Consider the following 24,926-nt stretch of genomic DNA (forward strand, 5'->3'; position numbering starts at 1 on the left):
TAACCAAAGTATTATTATTAGAAATGTTAGGCTAAAATGTGGTAAAATGCAGTACATAACTATTTTTTTAAAAGTGATGAGATTTTCTCATTTTTTAGGAAACCAGCCGATGGATGGGAAAAGAGAGAAATGATAAGGGGTGAAACAATTTGTTTAAATTTAATGACGAAAAAGGACAATTAAAGTGTTCTTTCTGTGGAAAGACACAAGATCAAGTTCGTAAACTTGTAGCAGGTCCAGGCGTATACATATGTGATGAATGTATTGAACTTTGTACGGAAATCGTAGAAGAAGAGTTGGGTACAGAGGAAGAAGTAGAATTTAAAGACGTTCCAAAACCTAAAGAAATTCGCGATATTTTAGACGAATATGTTATTGGTCAGGAGTCTGCGAAGAAATCTTTATCTGTAGCGGTTTATAACCACTACAAGCGTATTAACTCCAACAGTAAGATTGATGATGTAGAGCTTGCGAAGAGTAATATTGCTATGATCGGACCAACTGGTAGCGGGAAAACTTTACTTGCTCAGACACTTGCAAGAATTCTGAATGTGCCATTTGCCATTGCGGATGCTACTTCCTTAACAGAAGCTGGTTATGTTGGGGAAGATGTAGAAAACATTCTATTAAAGCTGATACAAGCTGCTGATTATGATGTGGAAAAAGCCGAAAAAGGAATCATCTACATCGATGAAATTGATAAGGTAGCTCGTAAATCTGAAAATCCGTCCATCACTCGTGATGTTTCTGGTGAAGGTGTTCAGCAGGCGCTATTGAAAATTCTTGAAGGTACGGTTGCAAGCGTTCCTCCTCAAGGTGGTCGTAAGCACCCACATCAAGAATTTATCCAAATTGATACGACGAACATCCTATTTATCTGCGGTGGTGCATTTGATGGGATCGAACAGATCATCAAACGCCGTCTAGGTAAGAAAGTTATCGGCTTCGGCACTGCTGAAACAAAAGCGGATGACTTGGAGCAAAAAGAATTGCTTGGAAAAGTATTGCCGGAAGATTTACTTCGTTTCGGTTTGATTCCAGAATTCATCGGGCGTCTTCCTGTTACAGCGAGCTTAATGCCGCTTGATGAGGATGCATTGATTGAAATCCTTACAAAGCCTAAAAATGCACTTGTGAAACAATATCAAAAAATGCTTGATCTTGATAATGTGGAACTTGAGTTTGAAGAAGGCGCATTATCTGAGATTGCGAAAAAAGCGATCGAAAGAAAAACTGGGGCACGTGGATTGCGATCTATCATTGAGGGACTTATGCTTGATGTCATGTATGAGCTTCCTTCTCGTGAGGATATCAAGAAATGTGTGATAACTGCTGAAACGGTTGCGGATAATGTTGCACCAAAATTAATTTTAGACGATGGGTCTGAGTTGAAAGAAGACGAAAAGACTTCCGCATAATATGAACGACAAAGAGCACTTTCCTTAATGGGAGAGTGCTCTTTTGCGTTTGGTGGTTCGTTTGCTATCAATCCTTTAATTGAAGATGGCATACTTGATGAAGAACAGCCATTTCCAGTAAAGAAATGGGACACCCTTCCAAAGGTTTCATGATATAGGTAGGCCTTGGAAATGATTTTACCCTAGTGATTTCAGTTAGTAAAATCCCTTCTTCTTTTATGTACGTTGTACCGTCCAGCATGTTTTTTTCAAGCATGAATTCTCGTTCGTTTCTTTTGTAAATAAACCGTCCATGGGTTTTTATTTTAGTAACATCTTGAAAGAAAAAGGTTTCTTCTCCTCCTTGGCTTGTAGTATAGTGAACATCCCATTTTGGTTTAAATAGGTTTTCTTTAAAGGTACGCTCCTCTACTTTGATCGCTTCTCCAATAGTTGAAACTCCAACCAAATCTTTTTTTTCGAAAAAAGCTTGTACACCTTCCGAGAGGATCGGGATTGGCAACTTTGAAACAATTTCTACCCACTTACTCCGGTATGTACGGTTAAAAGATGCTACTTGGTGTCCAGTTGAGTCAAGGATTGGTATTGGTTTAGAAGAATGTATTAGTAGTGGGAGGGTGAAAGTTAGCTCTGTCATAGTTTTTCGCCTCCTTTATATCATTACGAAGAAACACTTGGACAAGTTTCATCTTTCTCATTTTCTGAAAGCATATTATACCCTCCAATCTTTTCGTGTGGAGCCTATTTTAACCAAATAATTTTTATTGGATTATTCCCCCTTCCCGCGGAGATACTACCATATAATCACATCAAGAATGCAGGAGGGTTTCTATGTCTTTTACAGGTATAGCACTGTTCATACAGCTTTTCTTCGGGGTCATCATCGGGCTTTATTTCTGGAACCTGCTCAAGAACCAACGGACGCAAAAAGTGACGATCGATAAAGAATCGAAAAAGGAAATGGAACAACTGAGGAAAATGAGAAGTATTTCATTGTCTGAACCACTTGCGGAAAAAGTAAGGCCCACAAGCTTCAAAGAGATTATCGGGCAAGAGGATGGAATTAAGGCATTAAAAGCTGCCATCTGTGGACCAAACCCCCAGCATGTCATCATCTATGGGCCGCCGGGAGTAGGGAAAACCGCAGCAGCAAGGCTTGTTCTTGAAGAAGCAAAAAAGAATCCGAAATCTCCATTCAGGGGCTCTGCCGTTTTTATAGAATTGGATGCTACCACTGCACGATTTGATGAGAGAGGGATTGCGGATCCATTAATTGGCTCGGTGCATGATCCCATCTATCAAGGTGCAGGAGCGATGGGACAGGCTGGGATTCCCCAACCTAAGCAAGGAGCTGTAACACATGCACATGGAGGGATGCTCTTCATTGATGAAATCGGTGAACTTCACTCCATCCAAATGAACAAATTACTTAAAGTATTGGAAGACAGGAAAGTATACTTAGATAGCGCGTACTACAGCGAAGAAAATAACCAAATCCCTACACATATCCATGATATTTTCCAGAATGGCCTGCCAGCTGATTTCCGCCTTGTCGGAGCGACAACAAGAACACCAAATGAGATCCCACCGGCAATCAGATCAAGATGCATGGAGGTTTTCTTCAGGGAGCTTGATCAGGAAGAGCTGGAAACGGTGGGAAGGAATGCAGCTTCAAAGATCAATATGATGGTCGAAGAAGAGGGTATAAGCCTGCTTGCTTCCTATACCAGGAACGGGCGAGAAGTGGTAAATATGATGCAAATCGCATGTGGACTCGCTATCACGGAAGACCGGGATACAGTAAAGGTGGCAGACATCGAATGGGTGATCCATTCCAGTCAATTGGCGCCGAAATATGAGAACAAAATAAAAGAAGCCGCTCAACCTGGACTTGTTAATGGTCTTGCAGTATTTGGTCCAAACTCTGGAGCTCTGCTGGAAATAGAGGTGACAGCGATTCCGACCGAAGAGAAAAAAGGAACGGTGAACATCACTGGAATTGTGGAAGAAGAAAGCATGGGCAATCAAGGCGGTAAATCAATCCGCAGAAAGAGTATGGCAAAAGGTTCTGTGGAGAATGTTATCACGGTATTAAGAAAACTCGGAGTACCTGCAGCCGATTATGATATACATGTCAATTTTCCTGGGGGAATCCCGATTGACGGCCCTTCTGCTGGAATAGCGATGGCAACGGGGATTTACTCTGCCATTTTCAAAATACCAGTAAGTAATCTTGTGGCTATGACAGGGGAAATCAGTATACATGGCACTGTTAAACCAATCGGTGGAGTGATTCCGAAAATTAAGGCTGCCAAACAGGCTGGAGCGGAAAGGGTCATCATTCCGGCAGATAATATGCAGTCGATCATCAAGGAAATTGACGGGATTGAGGTCATTCCGGTAAAAGAGTTCCAAGAAGTATTGGATCTGGCATTAGTGAGAGAAAAAATCGCCGAATCGAGCTTTGATACGATCCTTCAGGCTCCGATCAGTATTCCTAAAACAGAATCCATGTAAAGGATAGGCAGGCCTTGTTTGTATGGTCTGCCTGTTTACATATTGTAAAAGCTTACTCATTGCACTTGCCACGTGAAAAAGGTAAAATTTTTACTACTGGTTTCTTTATTAAGTGTGGCAAATTTGTAAAAGATAGTAGAACAAAACTCTTTTACAACCCAAACTGTCTCTTTGATTAGACAGGGCTATTTAATTAGGATAGAATTGAACAAAGATACACAAAGGAAGAGCGTACGGGGGTGTTACCATGGCAACAAATAAGGAATATCATGTTCCATTATTGCCGTTAAGAGGGCTAATGGTCTTTCCGACAATGGTTTTACATTTGGATGTCGGAAGGGAAAAGTCGATAGAAGCATTAGAACAAGCGATGCTTGGAGACGATATTGTCGTTCTTTCTACCCAAAAGGAAGTGGGAACGGACAATCCAACAAAGGATGACCTATACGATTGGGGTACTTTGACAAAGGTAAAACAGATGTTAAAGCTCCCAAATGGAACGGTCCGTGTTTTGGTGGAAGGGCTAGAGCGTGCGAAAATAGAAGAGTTCATCGAAAAAGATACGCACTGGGAAGCCAAACTTCTGACGTATCCGGACACTGAAGTGAAAGATCCGGAAGACGAAGCGTTGATGAGAACATTGCTGGACTATTTTCATACATATACAAAGCTGTCCAAAAAGACGACAGTTGAGACGTATCATACGGTTTCTGATATAACAGAGCCTGGCCGTATGGCGGATATCATCACCTCTCATTTGCCTGTCAACATGAAGGAAAAGCAGGACATCTTGGAAACGAGGGATGTCAAAGAGCGTCTGAACAAGGTGATCAAGCATGTAAATAATGAAAAAGAAGTACTTCAGCTGGAAAAGAAGATTGGATTGCGTGTAAAGCGTTCCATGGAACGTACACAAAAGGAATACTACCTTCGCGAGCAGATGAAAGCGATTCAGAAAGAGCTTGGGGATAAAGAAGGAAAAGGTGGAGAAATCCAAGACCTCAAGGATAAATTGGAAAGTATCGGAATGCCGGAAAATGTGAAGAAGATTGCATTGAAGGAAATCGACCGCTATGAGAAGATTCCATCCAGCTCCGCAGAAAGCTCTGTCATCCGCAACTATATTGACTGGTTATTGAACCTTCCGTGGACGGAAGCAACAGAAGATCAGCTTAATATCATCCGCGCAGAAGAGATTCTGAATGAAGACCATTTCGGATTGGAAAAGGTTAAAGAACGTGTACTAGAATATCTGGCAGTACAACAGCTGACAAAGTCCCTTAAAGGACCGATCCTCTGTCTTGCAGGACCTCCTGGAGTGGGAAAAACCTCCCTTGCACGTTCCATTGCAAAGTCCCTGGATCGAAAATTTGTCCGCGTCTCCTTAGGAGGGGTGAGGGACGAATCAGAAATTCGCGGCCACCGTAGAACCTATGTTGGAGCGATGCCTGGACGTATCATCCAAGGGATGAAAAAAGCAGGAACCATCAATCCGGTCTTTCTTTTAGATGAAATTGATAAAATGTCCAATGATTTCAGGGGAGATCCTTCTTCTGCACTATTGGAAGTACTGGACCCTGAGCAGAACTTCAATTTCAGTGATCACTATATCGAAGAGCCGTATGACCTATCAAACGTCATGTTCATCGCAACGGCAAACAACTTAGCCACAATCCCTGGACCGTTACGTGATCGCATGGAAATCATTACGATTGCCGGTTACACAGAGATTGAGAAGTTGAATATTGGAAAAGACCACTTACTTCCGCGCCAAGCGAAAGAACATGGCCTTCAGAAAAACTTGTTGCAAATCAGGGACGAAGCGTTAATGTCCATTATCCGCTACCATACTCGTGAAGCAGGGGTACGTAGCTTGGAAAGGCAGCTTGCCTCCATTTGCAGAAAAGCTGCAAAAATCATCGTTTCTGGTGAGAAAAAGCGTGTGGTCATTACCGACAAGAACCTGGCAGACTTCCTTGGAAAGCCTAAGTTTCGTTATGGACAGGCTGAGGTGGAAGACCAAGTTGGTGTGGCAACAGGCCTTGCATATACAACGGTGGGAGGAGATACTCTATCCATTGAAGTATCCTTATCCCCTGGTAAAGGGAAACTGATGTTGACCGGAAAGCTTGGAGACGTCATGAAAGAGTCTGCCCACGCGGCATTCAGCTTCATTCGTTCACGAGCGAACGAGTTGAATATTGATCCTGATTTTAACGAGAAGAATGATATCCATATACATGTCCCAGAAGGTGCCGTTCCAAAAGACGGCCCGTCAGCAGGTATTACGATGGCAACCGCACTCATTTCAGCGCTTACCGGTAGACCGGTAAGACGCGATGTTGGCATGACAGGGGAAATCACCTTAAGAGGACGCGTATTGCCGATTGGCGGATTGAAGGAAAAATCCTTGAGCGCTCACCGTGCAGGTCTGAAAAAGGTTATACTACCTAAAGAGAACGAAAAAGATTTGGATGATATTCCAGAAAGTGTGCGAGAAGATTTAACGTTTGTTTTAGTATCACATTTAGATCAAGTGTTAGAACACGCATTAGCAGGAGAGAAAAAATGAAAGTAACACAAGCAGAAATAGTAATAAGTGCCGTTAAACCAGAGCAATACCCAAGTGAGCTTTTACCAGAATTCGCTTTAGCAGGCCGTTCCAACGTAGGGAAATCATCTTTCATCAACAAGATGATCAACCGTAAGAACCTTGCGAGAACTTCCTCCAAACCAGGAAAAACACAAACTTTGAACTTTTATCTGATCAATGAAATGTTGCATTTCGTCGATGTACCTGGATATGGTTTTGCCAAGGTTCCAAAATCCGAGCGCGATGCTTGGGGCCGTATGATGGAAACGTATTTGACAAGCAGGGAACAGCTTCGTGCCGTCCTGCAAATTGTCGACCTTCGCCATCCACCATCGAAGGATGACGTCACCATGTATGAATACCTGAAGCATTACGAGCTTCCAGTCGTCGTGATCGCCACCAAAGCGGACAAGATCCCTAAAGGAAAGTGGCAAAAGCACTTGAAGGTAATAAGAGAAACACTCGGAATGGAAAAAGAAGACGAATTGATTCTCTTTTCCTCTGAAACTGGACAAGGGAAAGATGAAGTCTGGGGAATGCTGCAAAAGAGAATGAAGTGAAAATAGAAGCTGTGTTCAGAGGTGAATTACTCTGGGCGCAGTTTTTTTAGATTATGGTACCAGTGTCGATGCTGAGGAAATCTTGCTGGCGGTCGTCTTAAGACCCTCGCGCGTAGTGAGGGGACTCAAGCACCACCTCGTGGAAAGAAACAACTTGCGTGGAAATTGCCAGTGGGGTTAAGAGATGTTATTAGATGGGAACAGGAGTGAAAGAATTGGAGAAATTATATTATCGTGATCCTTACATAAGAAATTTTAAGACGACCTTAAAACAACAAGCACAGGACGAAGCGGGGAGATGGTATGCCCTTCTAGAGAAATCCGCTTTTTATCCAGAAGGCGGAGGACAGCCATATGATACGGGGACCCTGAATGGCCAAGATGTTCTGGAAGTACAGGAGGTTGAGGGTGAAATACGGCATTACTTAAAGAAGCCATTGCCGGAGACCATTGTGGAACTTACAGGCGAAATAGAGTGGAAAAGGCGCTTTGACCATATGCAACAACACGCAGGACAGCATCTATTATCGGCTGCATTCGAAGAGTTGTTTTCCTATAAAACAATGAGCTTCCATTTAGGAAAAGAAGTATCAACCATTGATATTGATACAAAAGATCTAACAGATCAAGAGGCGTTGGAAGCTGAGTCACTTGTTAATAAGATAATCCTTGAGGATCGTTCCATTGAAACAAAGTGGGTGACGAAGGAGGAGCTTGCGGGCTATCCATTGAGAAAAGAATTGGCGGTGGAGGAGAATATTCGTCTTGTGATCATTCCAGACTTTGATTATAACGGTTGCGGTGGCACGCATCCCAAGTCGACTGGGGGAGTGTCTTCTTTAAAGATTCTTTCAACCGAAAAACAAAGGAAAATGATCCGCGTAACTTTCGTGGCAGGACATCGTGTGCTACAGCAGCTCCATGAAAAACATAAGATAATTTCTGGTTTGGCCGTTCAGTTAAATGCACCACAAGAGAGAATGATAGAAGCGGTGGCAAGGCTTATGGAGCAGTCAAAGGAACAAGCGAAGCTCCTAAAAGAATCAAATGATAAGCTGCTTCAATATGAGGCTTCCTCCCTTGCATCAAAGGTGTTGGTGCTGGAGGGGCAAGCGGTCATCCAAAAGGTGTATGTGAATAAAACTATAGGAGAACTGCAAAGCCTGGCTCGACATATTACGAAGGAAGTGGAAGATGCCATTGTTTTCTTGGTGGCTGAAAATGAAAACAAATTGGCCTTGGTAGCCTCCCGCGGAACTAAATCCGATGCAAACATGAAGACCATCGTAAACGATATTTTGCCTTCCATAAATGGAAAGGGCGGGGGAAGAGAAGATTTTGCCCAAGGTGGAGGAGAGGCAAAATTCACTGGAGAAGAAGTATTGAAAATGCTTCTTGATTCCATGAAATAGAGTAAGGAGGAGACGATAGAATACCAACTAGATCAATGGTTGAGATTCTTTCGTCTCTTTTTTTGTGTGAAAGAAATGTAGTAAAATTTCGAAAAATATGTTTATTGAAGACAGTCTCCAGGGAATAGGATGTACAAGGAGTAATTCCGAGCATACATACGATACATAGGTAGCCAGGTCTTCTTAAGTTAGAATTTACAGAATTATCAACAAAAATGAAATTTAAGCTCATTTGTGGTAGTTTTCCGTAATTGTTAACATAAAAGGGAGACGAAAAAAAAGGACACTAAGGGGGATTATGGAAATTGAAAAAAAGGGTATTGTTAGTCACGTTATTTTTGTTGTCTACGATTCTAGCAGCATGCGGCGGAAAAGTAACAACCAGTGAAGGATATGAGCTAGTAGAGGAAGGGAAATTCAAGTTTGCTTCTTCAGGAGAATTTGCGCCATTTAGTGTAACAGATGGAAATGGAGAAATGACCGGTTTTGATATTGAAGTCGGAGAAGCCATCGCTGCTGAACTAGGTCTTGAACCAGATCAGGAGAAGTACACATTTGCGAGTATTGTTGAAGGAGTAAAAAGCGGACGTTTTGATGCCGCGGTTGCAAGTCACACCATTACAGAGGATAGATTAAAGGAAGTGGATTTCTCCACACCTTACTACTATTCCGGTGCACAGATTTTTGTAAGACCTGACAGTGACATCCAAACTTTAGATGATCTAGAAGGGAAAGAAATTGCGGTTTCCAGAGGGTCTACATATGCAGACCTTGTCAGCGATATTTCTGACAACATTCAGAACTACGATAGCGATGTCGTAGCGTTGGAAGCATTGAATAATGGCCGTCATGATGCAGTGGTAACGGATTTTGTAACCGGCCGTGAAGCAATTGGCGCAGGCATGGAGTTAGAAGGACGTGAACTTCTGGATCGCAGTGAACAGGCAGTTGGAGTCGCAAAAGGTAACGAAGCACTCCTTGAAGCAATCAATGACGCATTGGAAACATTACGTGAGAACGGCAAGCTGAAAGAAATAAGTGAAAAATACTTTGGAGAAGACATCACTTCAGACCCGGATGAGCAAGAATAACAAGCTGCCAAAGAGCGGCTGACCATAAATCCAGTTCGAAAATGTGTGGTGTTCATTCACCACACATTTTTTATCAGGTAAGCACAAAATGAAAAGGAGAGTGAAAGCGGTATGCCCAGTTTTTTGCACTTTTTTGAAGTATTCCTAAATACATACGACATGTTTTTCCGAGGGATGATCAGAACCCTCCAGATAACGGCAATATCCATTGCCATTGCACTCCTAATCGGATTATTTTTCGCTTTCTTAAAAATATCCAAAATAAAGGTTCTTGAATGGATTGCCAACACTTACATATTTCTTATACGCGGAACACCGTTGATTGTCCAAATCTTTGTGTTCTACTTCGGACTAGTGACTTTAGGAATATCCCAATTCTGGTCTGTCACACTCGCACTAGCCTTCCATAATGGTGCCTATATCGCGGAGATTTTCAGAGGAAGTATTCAATCAATTGATAAAGGGCAGATGGAAGCGGGTAGATCCCTGGGGATGACAGGGAACCTTACAATGAGAAGAATCATTTTGCCGCAGGCGTTCAGAAGGGCTTTACCTCCATTGGGCAACCAATTCATCATCTGTTTGAAAGACTCCTCCCTTGCTGCATTTATCGGCTACTACGAGCTTTTCAATGTTGCACAGACACAGGGAGCCAACTCTTACGACGTCATGACATATCTATTAGTTGTATCTGTCTACTATCTGATCCTAGTAGGATTAATTGGAATCGTTGTAAACCTATTGGAACGTAAATTCTCGGCAAGTGAAAGATAGGAGGGAGAACATGAATAATAAAATTGAAGTAAAGGACTTGAATAAATCTTTTGGAGATTTGCATGTTCTAAAAGACATATCCTTAACTGTGAAAAATAAAGAAGTGGTCTGCCTGATCGGTGCAAGCGGCTCAGGTAAGAGTACCATTTTACGATGCTTGAACTTTCTTGAAATGAAAGATAGCGGTTCCGTTGTCATTGATGGAAGTGAAGTCGATGTGAAAAAGGATAATCTAAACAAGGTCCGGCAGAAAGTAGGAATGGTGTTTCAGCATTTTCATCTTTTCCCCCATAAAACGGTGTTGGAGAACGTAATGGAAGCTCCTATTCAAGTGGAAGGGCTGAAAAGGCCTGAAGCAAAAAAAAGAGCATCTGAATTATTAGCGAAGGTCGGCCTGTCAGATAAGGAAAATGTCTATCCAGAAAAGCTTTCAGGTGGACAAAAACAGCGTGTCGCCATTGCGCGCGCCCTTGCCATGAAGCCGGAAGTCATGCTCTTTGACGAACCGACATCAGCCCTTGACCCGGAACTAGTAGGGGAAGTACTAAAAACAATGAAAGAACTAGCAGAAGAAGGAATGACTATGGTGGTCGTTACACATGAGATGGGATTTGCCCAGGAGGTTGCCGACAGGGTCATCTACATGCACGACGGCAAAATCGTCGAAGAAGGCCCACCACAAGAACTCTTCAATAACCCAAAAAACCAACGTACCAAAGCTTTTTTGGAGGCTGTTCTTTAACCATTAAGTTTGGATGATTTTCTAGCTGTTGATTGGAGCAAAAGGCGTAGACTCCTTGAAAATGCGAGCATTTTCTGCGTGCGATGTATCGCTGTCGAAGCCTTCCTTGTCCTGCGGGGGAGAAGCGGCAATGTTGAGACCCCGCAACGAAGTGAGGAGGCTCAAGGGCGCCCCGCGGAAAGCGAAGCCGTTTGCGGAAATCAACAGCGGTGTCTAAACGATAACCAACACACAAAAAAGACCTACAACAACGGAATAACACTCCATTGCTTGTAGGTCTTCTATTATTTCTTCTTAAAAACAAAAAACGCACCAATCAAAATCAACAAAACCGGCCAAAAAGTATGTAAACTTGCAACACCAGTCTCTACAACACCTAGCATCTCCATGAACGTATCATAAAATAAGAAGAAACTTGCAAGGATGCATAACAGCACTCCTTCAAACATACCGCCTTTCGTCTTCTGCGAGCGGAGTATAAAGCCGACACCAATGATCAAAATGAAGACAGCGAAATGATCGGGCCAAGCATCCACTGTATCTTTTAGTTGAAAGTGCAACCCAATACCCAGAAGTATAAAACCAGGCAATATATTAGGGTAGTCATTCTGCTTATACGCTTGTAATAATAGTGCAACTCCTGTAATAGCGAGGAGAGTAGACCATGAATACATTCCTTCCCATAGTACAATGTTTAATTGTTGTAACAGGAAATATAAACCAAAAAACAATAAAAGTAAACCCGGTAGAAAGCTATTCTTCTTCATATTTTCCTCCCTAAGATCGAGGCTGAAACCTTGATTCTGCAATGAATTTCTGTTAATGTACAAGTTGGTGAATAAAAGAATTGTAATGTCTGTAATATATAACTAAGTAACTGTAAGAATTTCCGTATTTCTTCTAAATGTAAGCGATGGACATTTCGCTTCGAATTAGAAACTATTTGTTCACATTTTAACAAATGTATCCGGTGTTAGTCATGTTATAATTTTAGTAGATGATATTATTTTTTCTGGGGGTGTACGAACAAGTGCATATCATAGTAGTCGGTGTTAATTATAAAACGGCCCCTGTTGAAATACGTGAAAAATTAACTTTTAATCCAGCTGATTTGAACAAGGCGATGGTGGCTCTTAAGGACCGTAAGTCCATTTTGGAGAATATCATTGTTTCTACCTGCAATCGTACGGAAGTCTATGCAGTAGTCGATCAGTTGCATACTGGACGTTATTATATTAAAGCTTTCCTTGCAGACTGGTTCGGTTTGGACAAGGAAGAGTTTTCTCCTTACTTGAACATCTATGAAAATGATGGAGCCATTGAGCATTTATATCGTGTTTCCTGTGGGTTGGATAGCATGGTGCTTGGAGAGACACAGATCTTGGGTCAAATCCGTACAAGCTTCTTATCCGCACAAGAGCACCAAACGGTCGGGACCATTTTCAATCAATTATTCAAACAAGCTATCACAGTGGCAAAGCGTGCACATTCTGAAACGGAGATTGGATCAAATGCCGTTTCTGTCAGTTATGCAGCTGTGGAGCTGGCGAAAAAGATATTCGGGGATTTAACGAACAAACATGTATTAATTTTAGGCGCAGGGAAAATGGGAGAACTCGCCGTCCAGAATCTTCACAGCAACGGGGTAAAAAAGGTTACGGTCATTAATCGTACCATGGAAAAAGCGACAAGTTTAGCGAATCGTTTTGCAGGTCAGGCAAAATCGATGCAGGAGCTATCCTGTGCGTTGGTAGAAGCGGATATTCTTATCTCTTCTACCGGAGCCAAAGAATATGTAGTGACTAAAGACGATATGACCTATGTGGAGCGTATGAGGAAAGGGCGTCCACTTTTCATGGTGGATATCGCGGTTCCAAGGGATTTGGATCCTGAGTTGGATAAGCTGGAAAGTGTCTTCTTATACGATATTGATGATCTCGAAGGAATCGTCAATGCCAACTTGGCTGAACGCAAGAAGGCGGCGGAAGAGATTGAACTGTTCATTGAAGAGGAAATTGTGGAGTTCAAACATTGGCTGAACACATTGGGTGTAGTGCCTGTCATTTCTGCTCTCCGTCAAAAAGCGTTGGATATCCAATCTGAAACGATGCAAAGTATCCAACGGAAGCTTCCTCACCTGTCGGAACGGGAAATCAAGGTGCTGAACAAGCATACGAAAAGCATCATCAACCAGATGCTACGTGACCCGATCCTACGTGCGAAAGAACTGTCATCAGAATCTGACGCCAAGGAGTCTCTAGAACTGTTCACGAAAATCTTTAATATCGAAGAAGCGGTTCAGCAAGAAGTTCAATCCCAGTATTATACTGTGAAAAAGGAAAAGAACTCCACAGGTCCTGTGGGCATCCCGCTTCCTCAAGCTGCGACGTACAGGTCGTAAGAGAGGCTGTTAACTTATGCTAGAGATGACTATCGCAAGGCTATATGAATTAACGATCCTCATCTATGCCTTAAGCGTACTCTTATATTTTATCGATTTTCTTCAACATAACCAGAAGGCTAACAAAACTGCCTTCTGGTTACTTGCAATTGTATGGGTATTGCAAACGGTCTTTTTATTTCTACGGATGCTCGATACCGGTCGTTTTCCGATATTGACCTTGTATGAAGGGATGTATTTCTATACATGGGTACTGATCACCTTCTCTTTGGTCATCAATAGGATACTGCGTGTGGATTTTATCGTGTTTTTTACAAATGTGATAGGCTTCCTGGTTCTTGCGTTACATACATTCACCCCGATTCAGCATGAGTCGCAGGTGGTCGCGCAAGCTCTTGTTTCCGAATTGCTTATCATCCATATCACGATGGCTATCCTATCATATGGCGCATTTTCCCTTTCCTTTGCCTTCTCCATGCTCTATGTGATTCAATATAAACTTTTGAAGGAGAAAAAGTGGGGAAAACGATTATTGCGGATTCAAGACTTGGCAAAGCTTGATCATATGTCCTATGTATTGAATGTCATAGGGGTGCCGATGCTTTTGCTTTCCCTCATTTTGGGAAGCATCTGGGCGTCGGTAAAATTATCCGAGTTTCAGTGGTATGACATGAAAGTGATTGGATCCTTTATTGTGATTGCAGCATACAGCTATTATTTTTATCAGAGACTTGCCAAGGGAATTAGTGGGAAGGCTATTGCCAACTGGAATATCGCAGCGTTTCTAGTCGTCCTCATCAACTTTTTCCTGTTCGGTAGATTATCAAATTTTCATTTTTGGATCTTATGATCTTATAGGTGAAGAATCCCAATGCGTTGGGTAAGGAGGAAATATGAGAAAAATAATTGTAGGTTCTAGAAGAAGTAAGCTTGCTTTAACCCAAACGAACTGGGTCATTGACCAATTGAAGGCATTAGGTGCCCCTTTTGAATTCGAAGTGAAGGAAATCGTGACAAAGGGCGATCAAATCCTCGATGTCACATTATCCAAGGTCGGTGGAAAAGGTCTTTTTGTAAAAGAGATCGAGCAGGCAATGTTGGATAAGGAAATAGACATGGCGGTCCACAGCATGAAGGATATGCCAGCGGTACTACCAGAAGGATTAATGATTGGTTGTATCCCGTTCCGAGAAGATCATCGCGATGCATTCATTTCCAAAGACCATGTGAAGTTTGCTGATCTTCCTAGCGGATCCATTGTGGGGACAAGCAGCTTGCGCAGGGGTGCACAGCTTCTTGCCAAGCGTCCTGACCTTGAAATTAAATGGATACGCGGTAACATTGATACGCGACTTGCCAAGCTGCAAAATGAAGACTATGATGCCATCATTTTGGCAGCAGCAGGTCTTGCGAGAATGGGCTGGTCTAGAGATGTAGTCACGGAATTCCTGGATGAGGATTTATGCTTGCCTGCAGTAGGGCAAGGAGCCCTTTCCATCGAATGCCGGGAAGATGATGCCGAACTACTTGAGGTACTAGGATTGTTTACAGATGCCGTAACAGAAAAAGCGGTTGTTGCAGAACGCGCATTCCTTCATAAAATGGAAGGCGGATGTCAGGTGCCAATCGCTGGCTATGCATCTGTCGGACAAGAAGAACAAGTCACGTTGACTGTACTAGTAGGTGCGCCGGACGGATCTGTTTTGTATAAAGAGAGAATTACAGGAACGGACCCTGTGAAGGTCGGGCTAGAAGCAGCAGAAAGCCTAACAGAACAGGGAGGCAAGAAATTAATAGATGATGTAAAAAAGGAGCTTGATCAGTAATGAAACGTACTTTGCCTTTAGCCGACAAACGCATTCTTATTACAAGAAGCAAAGAGCAGGCAAGGTACTTTTCCACGCAGATTGAAGCGCTCGGAGGGACCTCGCTAGAAGTCCCTCTTATTCAATTTCAGCGGGTTTCCGAAAGTAAACTTGTTTCAATGGAGATCGAGAAGAGCTTGCCCCTGTATGACTGGATTGTCTTCACAAGTGTCAATGGTGTGAAGTACTTTTTTGAGCTTCATCAGGGGCAGTTGCCAAACCGTATAGCAGCAGTAGGGGCTAAAACGAAAGAAGCATTGGAAGCTCTGGGATATAACGTGGACATGATTCCTAAGCAATTCTCTGCAGAAGACCTTGTGGACAGTTTCAAAGGAATGGATCCTACGTCCATCTTATTGATTCAAGGGAATCTGGCCCGACCGCTATTACGTGAAGAACTAGGCAGAATAGGGTACAATGTAAAGCAGATAGTGGTTTATGAAAATAAGCTCCGAGTACCAGAAAAAAAGGAAATGACCGTATTGAAAGAAGGCAAAGTGGACCTTTACACGTTTACCAGCCCTTCCACGATACATAATTACATTGAATTGTTCGGCCTTCCAGACGGTCCTGTAGCAACAATAGGTCCGATTACAAGACAGGCTGCAGAAAAGGCAGGTGTCATGGTGTCCATCAGCCCTGCAGAATACACCATGGATGGCCTGCTAGAAGAGATTGTGCAATATTTTCAAAAGGAGGATACATAATATGAAAGACTTGCAATTCAACCGTCATCGCAGATTAAGAAATTCCGATAACATGCGCTCATTGGTGCGTGAAACATACCTACATAAGGAAGACTTCATTTATCCGATCTTTGTGGTCGAAGGAGAAAATATCAGAAATGAAGTTCCTTCCATGCCAGGGGTGTACCATTTATCACTGGACCTATTGAATGCGGAAATGGCAGAGGTTTCAGAACTTGGAATTAAATCTGTTATTGTATTCGGTGTACCAAAAGAGAAGGATGAAGTGGGGACACAGGCTTATCACGAGCATGGGATTGTACAACAGGCAATCACTCAAATCAAAGTACACTTTCCTGAACTTGTTGTGATTGCAGATACATGTCTATGCCAATACACTTCTCACGGGCATTGTGGAATCGTGGAAGAAGGCAAGATCTTAAATGACCCGACACTGGACCTTTTGGCACGCACTGCTGTCAGCCAAGCGCGTGCAGGGGCGGACATCATTGCACCTTCCAATATGATGGACGGCTTTGTGGCTGCCATCCGTGCAGGGTTGGATGAGAACGGCTTTGAAGATGTTCCAATCATGTCTTATGCAGTCAAGTATTCCTCCGCATTCTACGGGCCTTTCCGTGATGCAGCACACAGTTCTCCACAATTCGGGGACAGAAAAACCTATCAGATGGATCCGGCAAACCGTCAAGAGGCTCTTCGTGAGGCGGAATCGGATATGCTTGAAGGAGCGGACTTCCTGATTGTAAAGCCTGCCATGGCCTACTTGGATATCATCCGTGATGTGAAGAATAACTTTAACGTGCCGGTGGTTGCCTACAATGTGAGTGGGGAATATTCCATGATTAAAGCCGCTGCCATGAACGGATGGATCAATGAGCGGGAAATCGTGATGGAAAAACTGATTGGCATGAAGCGTGCAGGTGTAGATCTTATCATTACGTACTATGCGAAAGATGTGGCTCGCTGGTTGGACGAGAAGTGATTGGGTAGAACTGCCGCGAAAAAACAATAGGAAGCAAGATGCAATCCATTCGTGCAAAAGAAAGGATGACAGAAGAATGAGAAGTTATGAAAAGTCTAAAGAAGCATTTATCGAAGCGTCGAAATTAATGCCAGGTGGCGTAAACAGTCCTGTCCGTGCATTCAAATCCGTAGACATGGACCCGATCTTCATGGAGCGTGGAAAAGGCTCCAAGATCTACGATGTAGATGGGAATGAATATATAGATTACGTACTTTCTTGGGGACCATTAATTCACGGCCACTCCAACGACCGCGTAGTGGAAGGCATCAAAAAGGTGACGGAATCAGGTACAAGCTTTGGTGCTCCAACACTGATTGAAAACGAGTTGGCCAAACTTGTGATTGATCGCGTTCCTTCCATCGAAGTGGTTCGTATGGTAAGCTCCGGGACAGAAGCAACGATGAGTGCACTCCGTTTGGCACGAGGCTATACAGGACGCAACAAAATCGTTAAGTTTGAAGGTTGTTACCATGGCCATGGGGATTCCCTTTTGATCAAAGCGGGTTCTGGTGTGGCGACATTAGGTTTGCCTGATAGCCCTGGTGTTCCAGAAGGTGTCGCTCAAAACACGATTACCGTTCCTTACAACGACATGGAAAGCATCCGCTATGCATTCAAGGAGTTTGGGGACGATATCGCAGGAGTCATTGTTGAGCCTGTAGCTGGAAACATGGGGGTTGTACCTCCGCAACCTGGTTTTCTGGAAGGGTTGCGTGATGTGACGACTGAATATGGAGCAGTGTTGATTTTTGACGAGGTTATGACAGGATTCCGTGTGGATTACCATTGTGCACAAGGGTACTACGGGGTAACACCTGACTTAACGTGTCTTGGAAAAGTTATCGGTGGAGGCCTTCCTGTTGGAGCGTACGGCGGGAAAGCGGAAATCATGGCACAGATCGCTCCGAGCGGGCCAATCTACCAGGCAGGAACATTATCCGGTAACCCGCTTGCGATGACAGCTGGGTATGAAACATTGGTGCAGTTGACTCCGGAAACCTATAAAGAGTTTGCCAAGAAAGCGGACCGTCTAGAGGAAGGCATTGTGGCACTTGGTGAGAAATACAATGTTCCTGTTTCAGTGAACCGTGCCGGTTCCATGATTGGTTTCTTCTTTAATAGGGAGGAAGTTGTGAACTATGATGTGGCAAAGTCATCTGACTTGGGGTATTTCGCGAAGTTCTTCCGTGAAATGGCGAACAACGGCGTATTCTTGCCACCGTCCCAGTTTGAAGGATTGTTCTTATCCACAGCACACACCGATGAAGATATCGAGAAAACATTGGATGCGATTGAGAAGTCGTTTGCAGCGATTAAGTGATAAGAAAATTTGATAATTGAAGTGATGATTGCCCGCCCCATAACGGTTTAATTGTTGGGGCGGGTTTTTACGTTTCAGGGGAAGGGGAGACTTTGTTTATGTATTCCCCGGAGTTACTTCTTAATTTCCCAGAGCAACTTCTACATTTCCCGAGCGCGCTTCTACCACTTAGGATCAATGTTCTACCATTTAGAATTAATGTTCTGCCACTTAGGATCAATGTTCTACCACAAAACATCAATGTTCTACCACTAGAGCCCCAAACCGCCCAGATAAAGATAAACAAATCATCAATCTTCCCATCTCCAGGTATCAAACAGCTCCTAAAATCATACAATCTACTAACCATTCATTAAAACTCACTCCCACCAACAAAACAATCATTTAGAATGGCTTCCCCCTTCGACAATCAACTCAAAACTCCTGCAAGGGTCTGACCCCTTCCAGAAATTTTATTCATAATCCCCTCCATCCAATCATACATCTTTATTGATATAGTAAATTTTTTTAGGTGTGAAAGGAGGAACCCCTTTGTCTTCAGAACAACAATCGTGCTTGCGGTTTTCAGTAGAGGAATCAATATGGTTTCAAAAGGGACAGGAAGTATCTGAGCTCATCTCCATTGCGTTAGATCCAGATATACAAATTTATGAGCAGGACCAATATGTTTCCATACGGGGAGCTTTATTATTAACAGGAGAATACCAAGTAAACGCAGAAGCAGGAGCGGAAGCCGAGGAAGAGGAGTATCATCCACAGGCCCGCATCGTGCAGGAAGTGGAGGAGCGGGAGGATGGAGTCTGCGCCTTGCATCATCGTTTTCCGGTGGACATTACGATACCGAAAAACAGGATTCAGAGCCTGGACGATATTTACGTAGCAATCGAATCATTCGATTACAGCGTTCCGACCCGTGGCTGCCTGCAATTGGATGCAGAGCTGTCCATCTCGGGGATTTATGGCCATCAACAAAGCAGTCCTGCATGGGATGAGGAGCAGGAAGAAGTGTATGAAGTGGAACCGAATAGGGATCATGAAGAAGCATACGCTTCACAAAATGCTCAAAACCAGGAAGATTCTTACGAGCAGGATGCAGAAGAAGAAGAAGTAGAAGATGAAGAAGTAGAAGAACAAGAACAAGAAGAAGAGGTATTCGAGTACGAACCGATGTATCGCAGTGCCAACACTGATAATGAATACGAAGAGGACACCTATCAGTACTATACGGAAGAAGATGAGGAAGAGGAAATTCTCAATCAGCATGAAATTGATGGAAACATGCAATACAACTACAACGATGATGGAGAGTATGCACCTTTTGAGGTGGAGGCAAGAAAACCTCCTGCGACCGAAGAAGAAGCGCCATATAACCCTGCCGACTTCATTTACCAAGATAAAGCGGAAGATGCCTATGCACCGTTGCATACTTTGCATACCAGTAAAAACGACCAAACCGAAGAAGAAACATCAAATGTTGTTTCCTTCTTAGATAAACGGAAAGGTCAACAAGCCGTTGCAGAGGCACAGCAGCATGAGCCAGCCAATACCTCCGATGAACCAAGAGATGAAAATGATTTATCCCTGACCAAGATTTTCGCTGATGATGGGGAAGAAGATTTCACCAAGCTTAAAATTTGTATCGTACAACAGGGAGAATCGATGGACCATATTGCGGAGCGATATGATGTGAGTATTCAACAGCTGATCCGGGTCAACAGGCTTTCAACGGATGATCATATCAATGAAGGACAGTTACTTTATATTCCGGTAAAGGCTTCCTCTAAAAGTTAATAACCGGCTGAAGAGGAATGTGAGGGAGGTGTTACCTTTCTCACTTCTTTTTTACCTATGATCAACTAATAAAAAATCACAACGGAAGTGAGTTATCGCTATGCAGACGAATGAGCAAAGCGTCGAAGAGTTGGTATATCAGTATGGCATAATCCCGGAATTCGTGGAACAGCATGGAGGAGTATGGAGAATCGCCACAAAGAATGGTGCTTTTGCATTGAAGAAAATTAGGAAGGATCATGCCTATCCGCTGTTTAGGAATATCCATTCCCTCTTTCAAAAGGGCATCAAGACGGTGGTACCAATCTATCAAACAAGACAGGGCTATTATTTTATAGAAAGTTATACGGACGCTTACTACTTGATGCCGTGGATAGAAGATACGGAAGAGAGGGAACTGGATTTCAAGGACAGCTTGATGTTCAAAGAGCTTGCCAAGCTCCACAGCATGACGGTGCAAGAGAAAGAGTACCCGGAAGAGGAAATAACCAGCTTCTTCAATCGGGTTTCTGAAGAGTGGACAAAAGAGCAGCAAGACCTGGAGAAATTTGTGGATGTATGCGAAAAGAAGCTATATATGTCGCCTTTTGAACTTCAGGTGTGCACATATGCTCATGAAATTTCGCTTGCCCAGAAATTTTCCCTGCAAAAGCTGGAAAACTGGCAAGAGGCAGTAAAGGAGACGAAGAAACATCGCGTGGCCATGACCCATGGGAGAGTATCCTTTCACCATTTCGTAAAGGATACCGAGGGAAGGGGCTACTTTATAAGCTGGGAGCGGGCGAAGCAGGCAGCACCAGCAAACGACATCATCTCGTTTTATCATCGATATTTAAGGACTTATCCGCTTTTCTGTGACGATTGTATTGAATGGTTCTATGAATATCAAAAAGGATTCAGCTTGCAACCTTATGAAAAGGACTTGACCCTCAGCTATCTCTCACATCCGGCTTCCTTCATGCAGGCAGTCGAGCAGTTCCAACAGCCCACAAATCCCAACCAGAGGCGTTCCATATCAGAACGCGAATTGGTAAAAAGGATTCAGGGAAGCTATTGGCTAGCTAAAAATATAGAATATGTAGCAGGCAGGATCAATCAAATCGAAGAGCAAAACAAAAACAAAGAGGCCCAAACCAGTTAAGCTGGGTTGGGTCTTTATTCACAAATTATATTGCAGACATATAGCAAAACAAGTAATTAATTTACATAATATACAGTAAATTCATGTTAAGATATTCTTAGAGAGATAAGCGTAATCAGTTGAGGGGGGTTAATAGTAAGAATGGATAAACTGTTACTTTCAAAAAAGAGAATGTCGGAAATTGTGGGATGGTCTGAAGCGAATGGTCGTAGGTGGGTTAAACATTTTAAAGAGTACATCCCAGAAGATTTGTCTGGTACTAGAGTTATGTACACTTCAGAATCGTTACGAATAATGAAGCTACTAAAAAGGTTGAATGAAGAAGGACTTAACATTGCTGAAATTAAGCAGATTTTTTCAGACGAAGGGATTCCTAGGAATAAAAAGGAGGAAAAGCTTCTCTTGAATAAATTTAGTACTAACAATTTAATAAAAAATGTTAAAGAAACAATTCCTTCAATTAAAGATATGATGATTCCATATTTACATATGATTAAAGACGGAAAGGCTTACCCTGCAAGTGAAATAACAGAAAGACTAGTAAGTCATTTTCATTTAACAGATGAACAGCAAGTCATGAAGTATGAAAATACATCTGATATTATCTTTTTATCTAGAGTTAGAAGTGTAAGGTATAGTCTTAAAAAAGAAAACTATATCGAGGAAGTAAATAAACTAACTTACCAAATTACATCCGAAGGACTTGAATTATTAGGTGAAAATAAGCATGAAATTGAAGAAGAGATAGAAGAACTAGAAAAAGTTGTTGATCCACTCACTATCGTTAAGGAAAAGTTAGATGAATTAAAGCAGGAATTAGCAGAAACATTATTAAAACAATTGCGAAATGTTCATTGGATAAAGTTTGAAGATATTGTAATTGAGTTACTGACTGTCATGGGATATGGTGATGGAAAAGTTACTCAACGAACGAATGATGAAGGATTGGACGGGGTAATTAAAGAAGATAAATTAGGCCTTGATAATATATATGTTCAAGCGAAACGATATGGGGCAACTAATTCTGTAGGAAGGGACGTCGTACAAAGTTTTTCTGGAGCCTTAGACGGAAAAGGTGCAAGGAAAGGAGTATTTATTACTACTTCGTATTTTACAGATAATGCAAAACAATATGCGGAATGCTTAGATGCGAAAAAGATAATATTAATTGATGGAAAACAGTTGGCAAAATTAATGATTGACCACAATGTAGGTGTAGATATTAGTCATACTTTTGTTATTAAAAGCATTGATTATGATTATTTCAAAGATGAATAATTAGTTAAGTTAATAATTATTTAATAGATAAAAAACTCATGCTGGTGGCTGAGTTTTTTATTTTTAATAAGTTTGTTATCTCAAAAAAGTCGTGGTAACCAATGTTGATTGGAGTGGAAGGCGCGAAGACTCCTACGGGAGGAAGGGACATGGGAGACCCCGCAAGGCGCAAGCCTGAGGAGGCTCCCGGACCGCCCGTGGAAAGCGTAGCGCCTAAAACGGAAATCAACAGGCTAGTGTACCTAGTGCTGGGTTTAATACTTAATAACCAGTTTACTCCATCTTTATTTATTCACAGTCTTTTGCAACAATGTCTCGGTCAACATGGACAAGCCCACAGCCGATTGGTTGATTTCTTTAAAGGAATTCACAATGATATCTAGGTCCGCTTTGTTTTTATTGAAGCGGTCAAGGTAGTTGTCCATTTCCATTTTGACGGTGACAATTCCACCCTTTACTTGGACGACATTCTGTTGGGACTGTGCGGTCACTTTGTGCATGGACGACATCATGCTCGTTACATTTGTAATTTGCTGGTCACTCTTATCAATCAGCACTTTGATCTTGCTGCTAAGATCCTTCGAGCTTTCCGCAAGCTTTCGTACCTCACTGGCCACCACCGCAAAACCACGGCCTTCGTCACCTGCACGGGCTGCTTCAATGGAAGCGTTCAGGGCAAGTAGGTTTGTTTGATCGGCGATATTATCAATTCCCTGGGTCATCGTGATGATCTCTTCGGAAACAGCTTTCAAGGTATGCATTTCTTCCAATGACTGGCTGACTTCCTTCATGACTTTTTCAAAATTTCCTACCATCTTTTCCATCTGTTTTTCATTGTCATTTGTTAGATGCAAAAGGTTTTGACTGCTTTTCTGGGTCAAGTCTGTGTCCTTCAACACTTCTTCCGCTTTCAAAGTAACGGTTTGGATGGTCTCTTCCGTCTCTGTCACAGTTCCTGCGACCTCTTCACTGATTTTTGTCAATTCGCCTTGTAGGGTGCGATTTGCTTCATTTGCCTGTTCTAGCAGGTCGATCCGTACATGGATGTATTCTTCCACCACAAGCTGGGAATCAAGGTTGATGATATGTGTCAAGGCGGTCAAGGTTGTCACAAGTTCCTTGGGGGAATCCTGAAATAACTCTACCACTTTAGGAAGCAAGAGTGTTTGCATGGCCGAGTACGTTGCCAAAAACCAAGTAACCGGAAGATGGACACCGTTATGGGTTTGTCCAATTCTTTTTCTCATCTTGAAAAAATCTTCATCGAGTTTTCCACTCAATAGACTTTGAAAATATTGTACAAATACAGCCTTCAGTCTTTCTTTGTTAGAATTACTGGTGGCAACGCGCTTCATGGGAGGTTGTTTATAGAGGTGTTCAAGAACTTTTTCAAGTACCTCATCCAATAGTTCAAAAACAACCGGCTTGGCATTCTGTAAAGCTTGCAGGTGTTCTTTTGTGAATCCCATATAATAAAGGCGGCTTGCCAAATCAGCATCCTTTGATAGAGAGATGACCGTTTGTTTGTCTGGAAACTGCATGGCGGCAGTATAAGGAACCTTTTTACTTTTTTGCATAAATGAAATCATGTGTGTCTCCTTTAGAGTAGGAATTGGTAGAATATTCATATCTTTATGTATTATTATGGATGAAAAGAGGGAAATAAGCTATAAGGAATGTGTCGATGGACAAAATAAAAACTGCCACAGGTTATGCGGCAGTTTTTGAATGAACTAAATCCATTCCAAATGAAAGCAGATGGCGATGACAATGCAAATGGCCAAGATTAGAACGTCAAAGGTTGTGGGAAGAAAGATGGTACGTATTCCCTGAAACACACAAATAGGAATAATGAATTGCGCACATACACCTCGAACCTGTCTCAGCCAAGGCGGCAAGGAATAGGGGTTGTATTTCCGCATAAGGTACCTCCTTTAAGCACACTTTTCTCGAAGTATATATACCTAAGATATGATTGTGAGCAGAAAATAGTGCCCAATTCGGAACAAATATTTAAATTTGTGCATAACTTAATAAAAAATTGGAGAAGCTTATTGACTATTAGCATATCCTTTATGTAACATAGTAAGGTAATAAGATAAAGAACAAATACAGTGACAGGGAAGAGTACAATGCCTGGCTCCTTTAGAGAGGGAAACCATTAGCTGAAAGGTTTCTCAGGATAGTCGGATTGGAAGGTCGCCCTCGAGTAGTTTCAGCGAACGCGTTATGTTTAGTAGTTGAAACCGGTGGAGAGCCGTTAACAGATTTGAGTGTACAGGGGATAGTGT

Annotated in this window: 21 protein-coding genes and 1 other annotated feature (1 of these 22 cut by a window edge); of the genes, 17 read left to right on the top strand and 4 right to left on the bottom strand. The window is 42.4% G+C overall.

Features of this window, described 5'->3' with window-relative positions:
- Window positions 1-149 precede the first annotated feature (149 nt).
- Window positions 150-1,418: an ATP-dependent protease ATP-binding subunit ClpX gene (gene clpX, locus EKQ44_RS10965; RefSeq protein WP_237663607.1), complete on the top strand. Its 1,269-nt coding sequence runs from the start codon at window positions 150-152 to the stop codon at window positions 1,416-1,418.
- 67 nt (window positions 1,419-1,485) lie between these two features.
- On the opposite strand, the gene EKQ44_RS10970 is transcribed toward clpX, so the two are convergent.
- Window positions 1,486-2,055: a tubby C-terminal domain-like protein gene (locus EKQ44_RS10970; protein ID WP_237663609.1), complete on the bottom strand. Its 570-nt coding sequence runs from the start codon at window positions 2,053-2,055 to the stop codon at window positions 1,486-1,488.
- A gap of 194 nt (window positions 2,056-2,249) precedes the next feature.
- Here EKQ44_RS10970 and lonB point away from each other — a divergent pair, with 194 nt between their 5' ends.
- The 7 genes from lonB to EKQ44_RS11005 all read left to right on the top strand — a co-directional run bounded on the left by lonB (window position 2,250) and on the right by EKQ44_RS11005 (window position 11,107).
- On the top strand, window positions 2,250-3,935 hold the full coding sequence (gene lonB / locus EKQ44_RS10975; RefSeq protein WP_237663610.1) for an ATP-dependent protease LonB: 1,686 nt from the start codon (window positions 2,250-2,252) through the stop codon (window positions 3,933-3,935).
- Window positions 3,936-4,182: 247 nt separating this feature from the next.
- Window positions 4,183-6,507, top strand: a complete 2,325-nt coding sequence (gene lon, locus EKQ44_RS10980; RefSeq protein WP_237663612.1) for an endopeptidase La — start codon at window positions 4,183-4,185, stop codon at window positions 6,505-6,507.
- A complete protein-coding gene (gene yihA, locus EKQ44_RS10985) occupies window positions 6,504-7,088 on the top strand; it encodes a ribosome biogenesis GTP-binding protein YihA/YsxC (RefSeq protein WP_237663614.1) in 585 nt (194 codons plus the stop codon). Before lon ends, yihA begins: the two co-directional genes overlap by 4 nt.
- A 194-nt stretch (window positions 7,089-7,282) precedes the next feature.
- Entirely contained in the window at window positions 7,283-8,500 is a 1,218-nt protein-coding gene (locus tag EKQ44_RS10990; RefSeq protein WP_237663616.1) for an alanyl-tRNA editing protein, read from the top strand.
- A 305-nt stretch (window positions 8,501-8,805) separates the two neighbouring features.
- Entirely contained in the window at window positions 8,806-9,591 is a 786-nt protein-coding gene (locus EKQ44_RS10995) for a transporter substrate-binding domain-containing protein (RefSeq protein WP_237663618.1), read from the top strand.
- Window positions 9,592-9,702: 111 nt separating this feature from the next.
- Window positions 9,703-10,365, top strand: coding sequence for an amino acid ABC transporter permease (locus EKQ44_RS11000; protein ID WP_237663619.1), 663 nt, complete (start codon window positions 9,703-9,705; stop codon window positions 10,363-10,365).
- 10 nt (window positions 10,366-10,375) lie between these two features.
- On the top strand, window positions 10,376-11,107 hold the full coding sequence (locus EKQ44_RS11005) for an amino acid ABC transporter ATP-binding protein (protein WP_237663621.1): 732 nt from the start codon (window positions 10,376-10,378) through the stop codon (window positions 11,105-11,107).
- Window positions 11,108-11,391: 284 nt separating this feature from the next.
- Here EKQ44_RS11005 and EKQ44_RS11010 read toward each other — a convergent pair whose 3' ends face one another.
- On the bottom strand, window positions 11,392-11,874 hold the full coding sequence (locus tag EKQ44_RS11010; protein WP_237663623.1) for a LiaF transmembrane domain-containing protein: 483 nt from the start codon (window positions 11,872-11,874) through the stop codon (window positions 11,392-11,394).
- A gap of 263 nt (window positions 11,875-12,137) precedes the next feature.
- Here EKQ44_RS11010 and hemA point away from each other — a divergent pair, with 263 nt between their 5' ends.
- From hemA to EKQ44_RS11055, 9 genes are all read left to right on the top strand, one after another.
- Complete coding sequence (gene hemA / locus EKQ44_RS11015; RefSeq protein WP_237663624.1) at window positions 12,138-13,508, top strand: glutamyl-tRNA reductase; 1,371 nt, start codon at window positions 12,138-12,140, stop codon at window positions 13,506-13,508.
- A 16-nt stretch (window positions 13,509-13,524) separates the two neighbouring features.
- On the top strand, window positions 13,525-14,358 hold the full coding sequence (locus EKQ44_RS11020) for a cytochrome C assembly family protein (protein WP_237663625.1): 834 nt from the start codon (window positions 13,525-13,527) through the stop codon (window positions 14,356-14,358).
- A 43-nt stretch (window positions 14,359-14,401) separates the two neighbouring features.
- Complete coding sequence (gene hemC, locus EKQ44_RS11025; protein ID WP_237663626.1) at window positions 14,402-15,334, top strand: hydroxymethylbilane synthase; 933 nt, start codon at window positions 14,402-14,404, stop codon at window positions 15,332-15,334.
- Window positions 15,334-16,080 carry a uroporphyrinogen-III synthase gene (locus tag EKQ44_RS11030; RefSeq protein WP_237663627.1) on the top strand — a complete coding sequence of 249 codons (747 nt, stop codon included), beginning with the start codon at window positions 15,334-15,336 and terminating at the stop codon, window positions 16,078-16,080. The genes hemC and EKQ44_RS11030 overlap by 1 nt, the downstream gene beginning before the upstream one ends.
- Window position 16,081: 1 nt before the next feature.
- Complete coding sequence (hemB, locus tag EKQ44_RS11035) at window positions 16,082-17,062, top strand: porphobilinogen synthase (protein WP_064100149.1); 981 nt, start codon at window positions 16,082-16,084, stop codon at window positions 17,060-17,062.
- 76 nt (window positions 17,063-17,138) lie between these two features.
- On the top strand, window positions 17,139-18,425 hold the full coding sequence (gene hemL, locus EKQ44_RS11040; protein WP_237663628.1) for a glutamate-1-semialdehyde 2,1-aminomutase: 1,287 nt from the start codon (window positions 17,139-17,141) through the stop codon (window positions 18,423-18,425).
- A 531-nt stretch (window positions 18,426-18,956) separates the two neighbouring features.
- Window positions 18,957-20,216, top strand: a complete 1,260-nt coding sequence (gene spoVID / locus EKQ44_RS11045) for a stage VI sporulation protein D (RefSeq protein WP_237663629.1) — start codon at window positions 18,957-18,959, stop codon at window positions 20,214-20,216.
- Between the two features lie 100 nt (window positions 20,217-20,316).
- Window positions 20,317-21,357 carry a spore coat protein YsxE gene (ysxE, locus tag EKQ44_RS11050; protein ID WP_237663630.1) on the top strand — a complete coding sequence of 347 codons (1,041 nt, stop codon included), beginning with the start codon at window positions 20,317-20,319 and terminating at the stop codon, window positions 21,355-21,357.
- A 141-nt stretch (window positions 21,358-21,498) separates the two neighbouring features.
- The gene (locus tag EKQ44_RS11055) at window positions 21,499-22,635 is read left to right on the top strand and encodes a restriction endonuclease (protein ID WP_237663631.1); all 1,137 of its coding nucleotides are present in this window, start codon (window positions 21,499-21,501) and stop codon (window positions 22,633-22,635) included.
- Between the two features lie 284 nt (window positions 22,636-22,919).
- On the opposite strand, the gene EKQ44_RS11060 is transcribed toward EKQ44_RS11055, so the two are convergent.
- On the bottom strand, window positions 22,920-24,224 hold the full coding sequence (locus EKQ44_RS11060) for a globin-coupled sensor protein (RefSeq protein WP_237663632.1): 1,305 nt from the start codon (window positions 24,222-24,224) through the stop codon (window positions 22,920-22,922).
- A gap of 144 nt (window positions 24,225-24,368) precedes the next feature.
- Window positions 24,369-24,557, bottom strand: coding sequence for a hypothetical protein (locus tag EKQ44_RS11065; RefSeq protein ID WP_082892102.1), 189 nt, complete (start codon window positions 24,555-24,557; stop codon window positions 24,369-24,371).
- A gap of 183 nt (window positions 24,558-24,740) precedes the next feature.
- Window positions 24,741-24,926: a binding site (T-box leader), on the top strand (it continues 61 nt past the right edge of the window).

The organism is Sutcliffiella horikoshii (assembly GCF_021991925.1).
In the GTDB taxonomy this organism is placed as follows: Bacteria; Bacillota; Bacilli; order Bacillales; family Bacillaceae_I; genus Sutcliffiella_A; species Sutcliffiella_A horikoshii_F.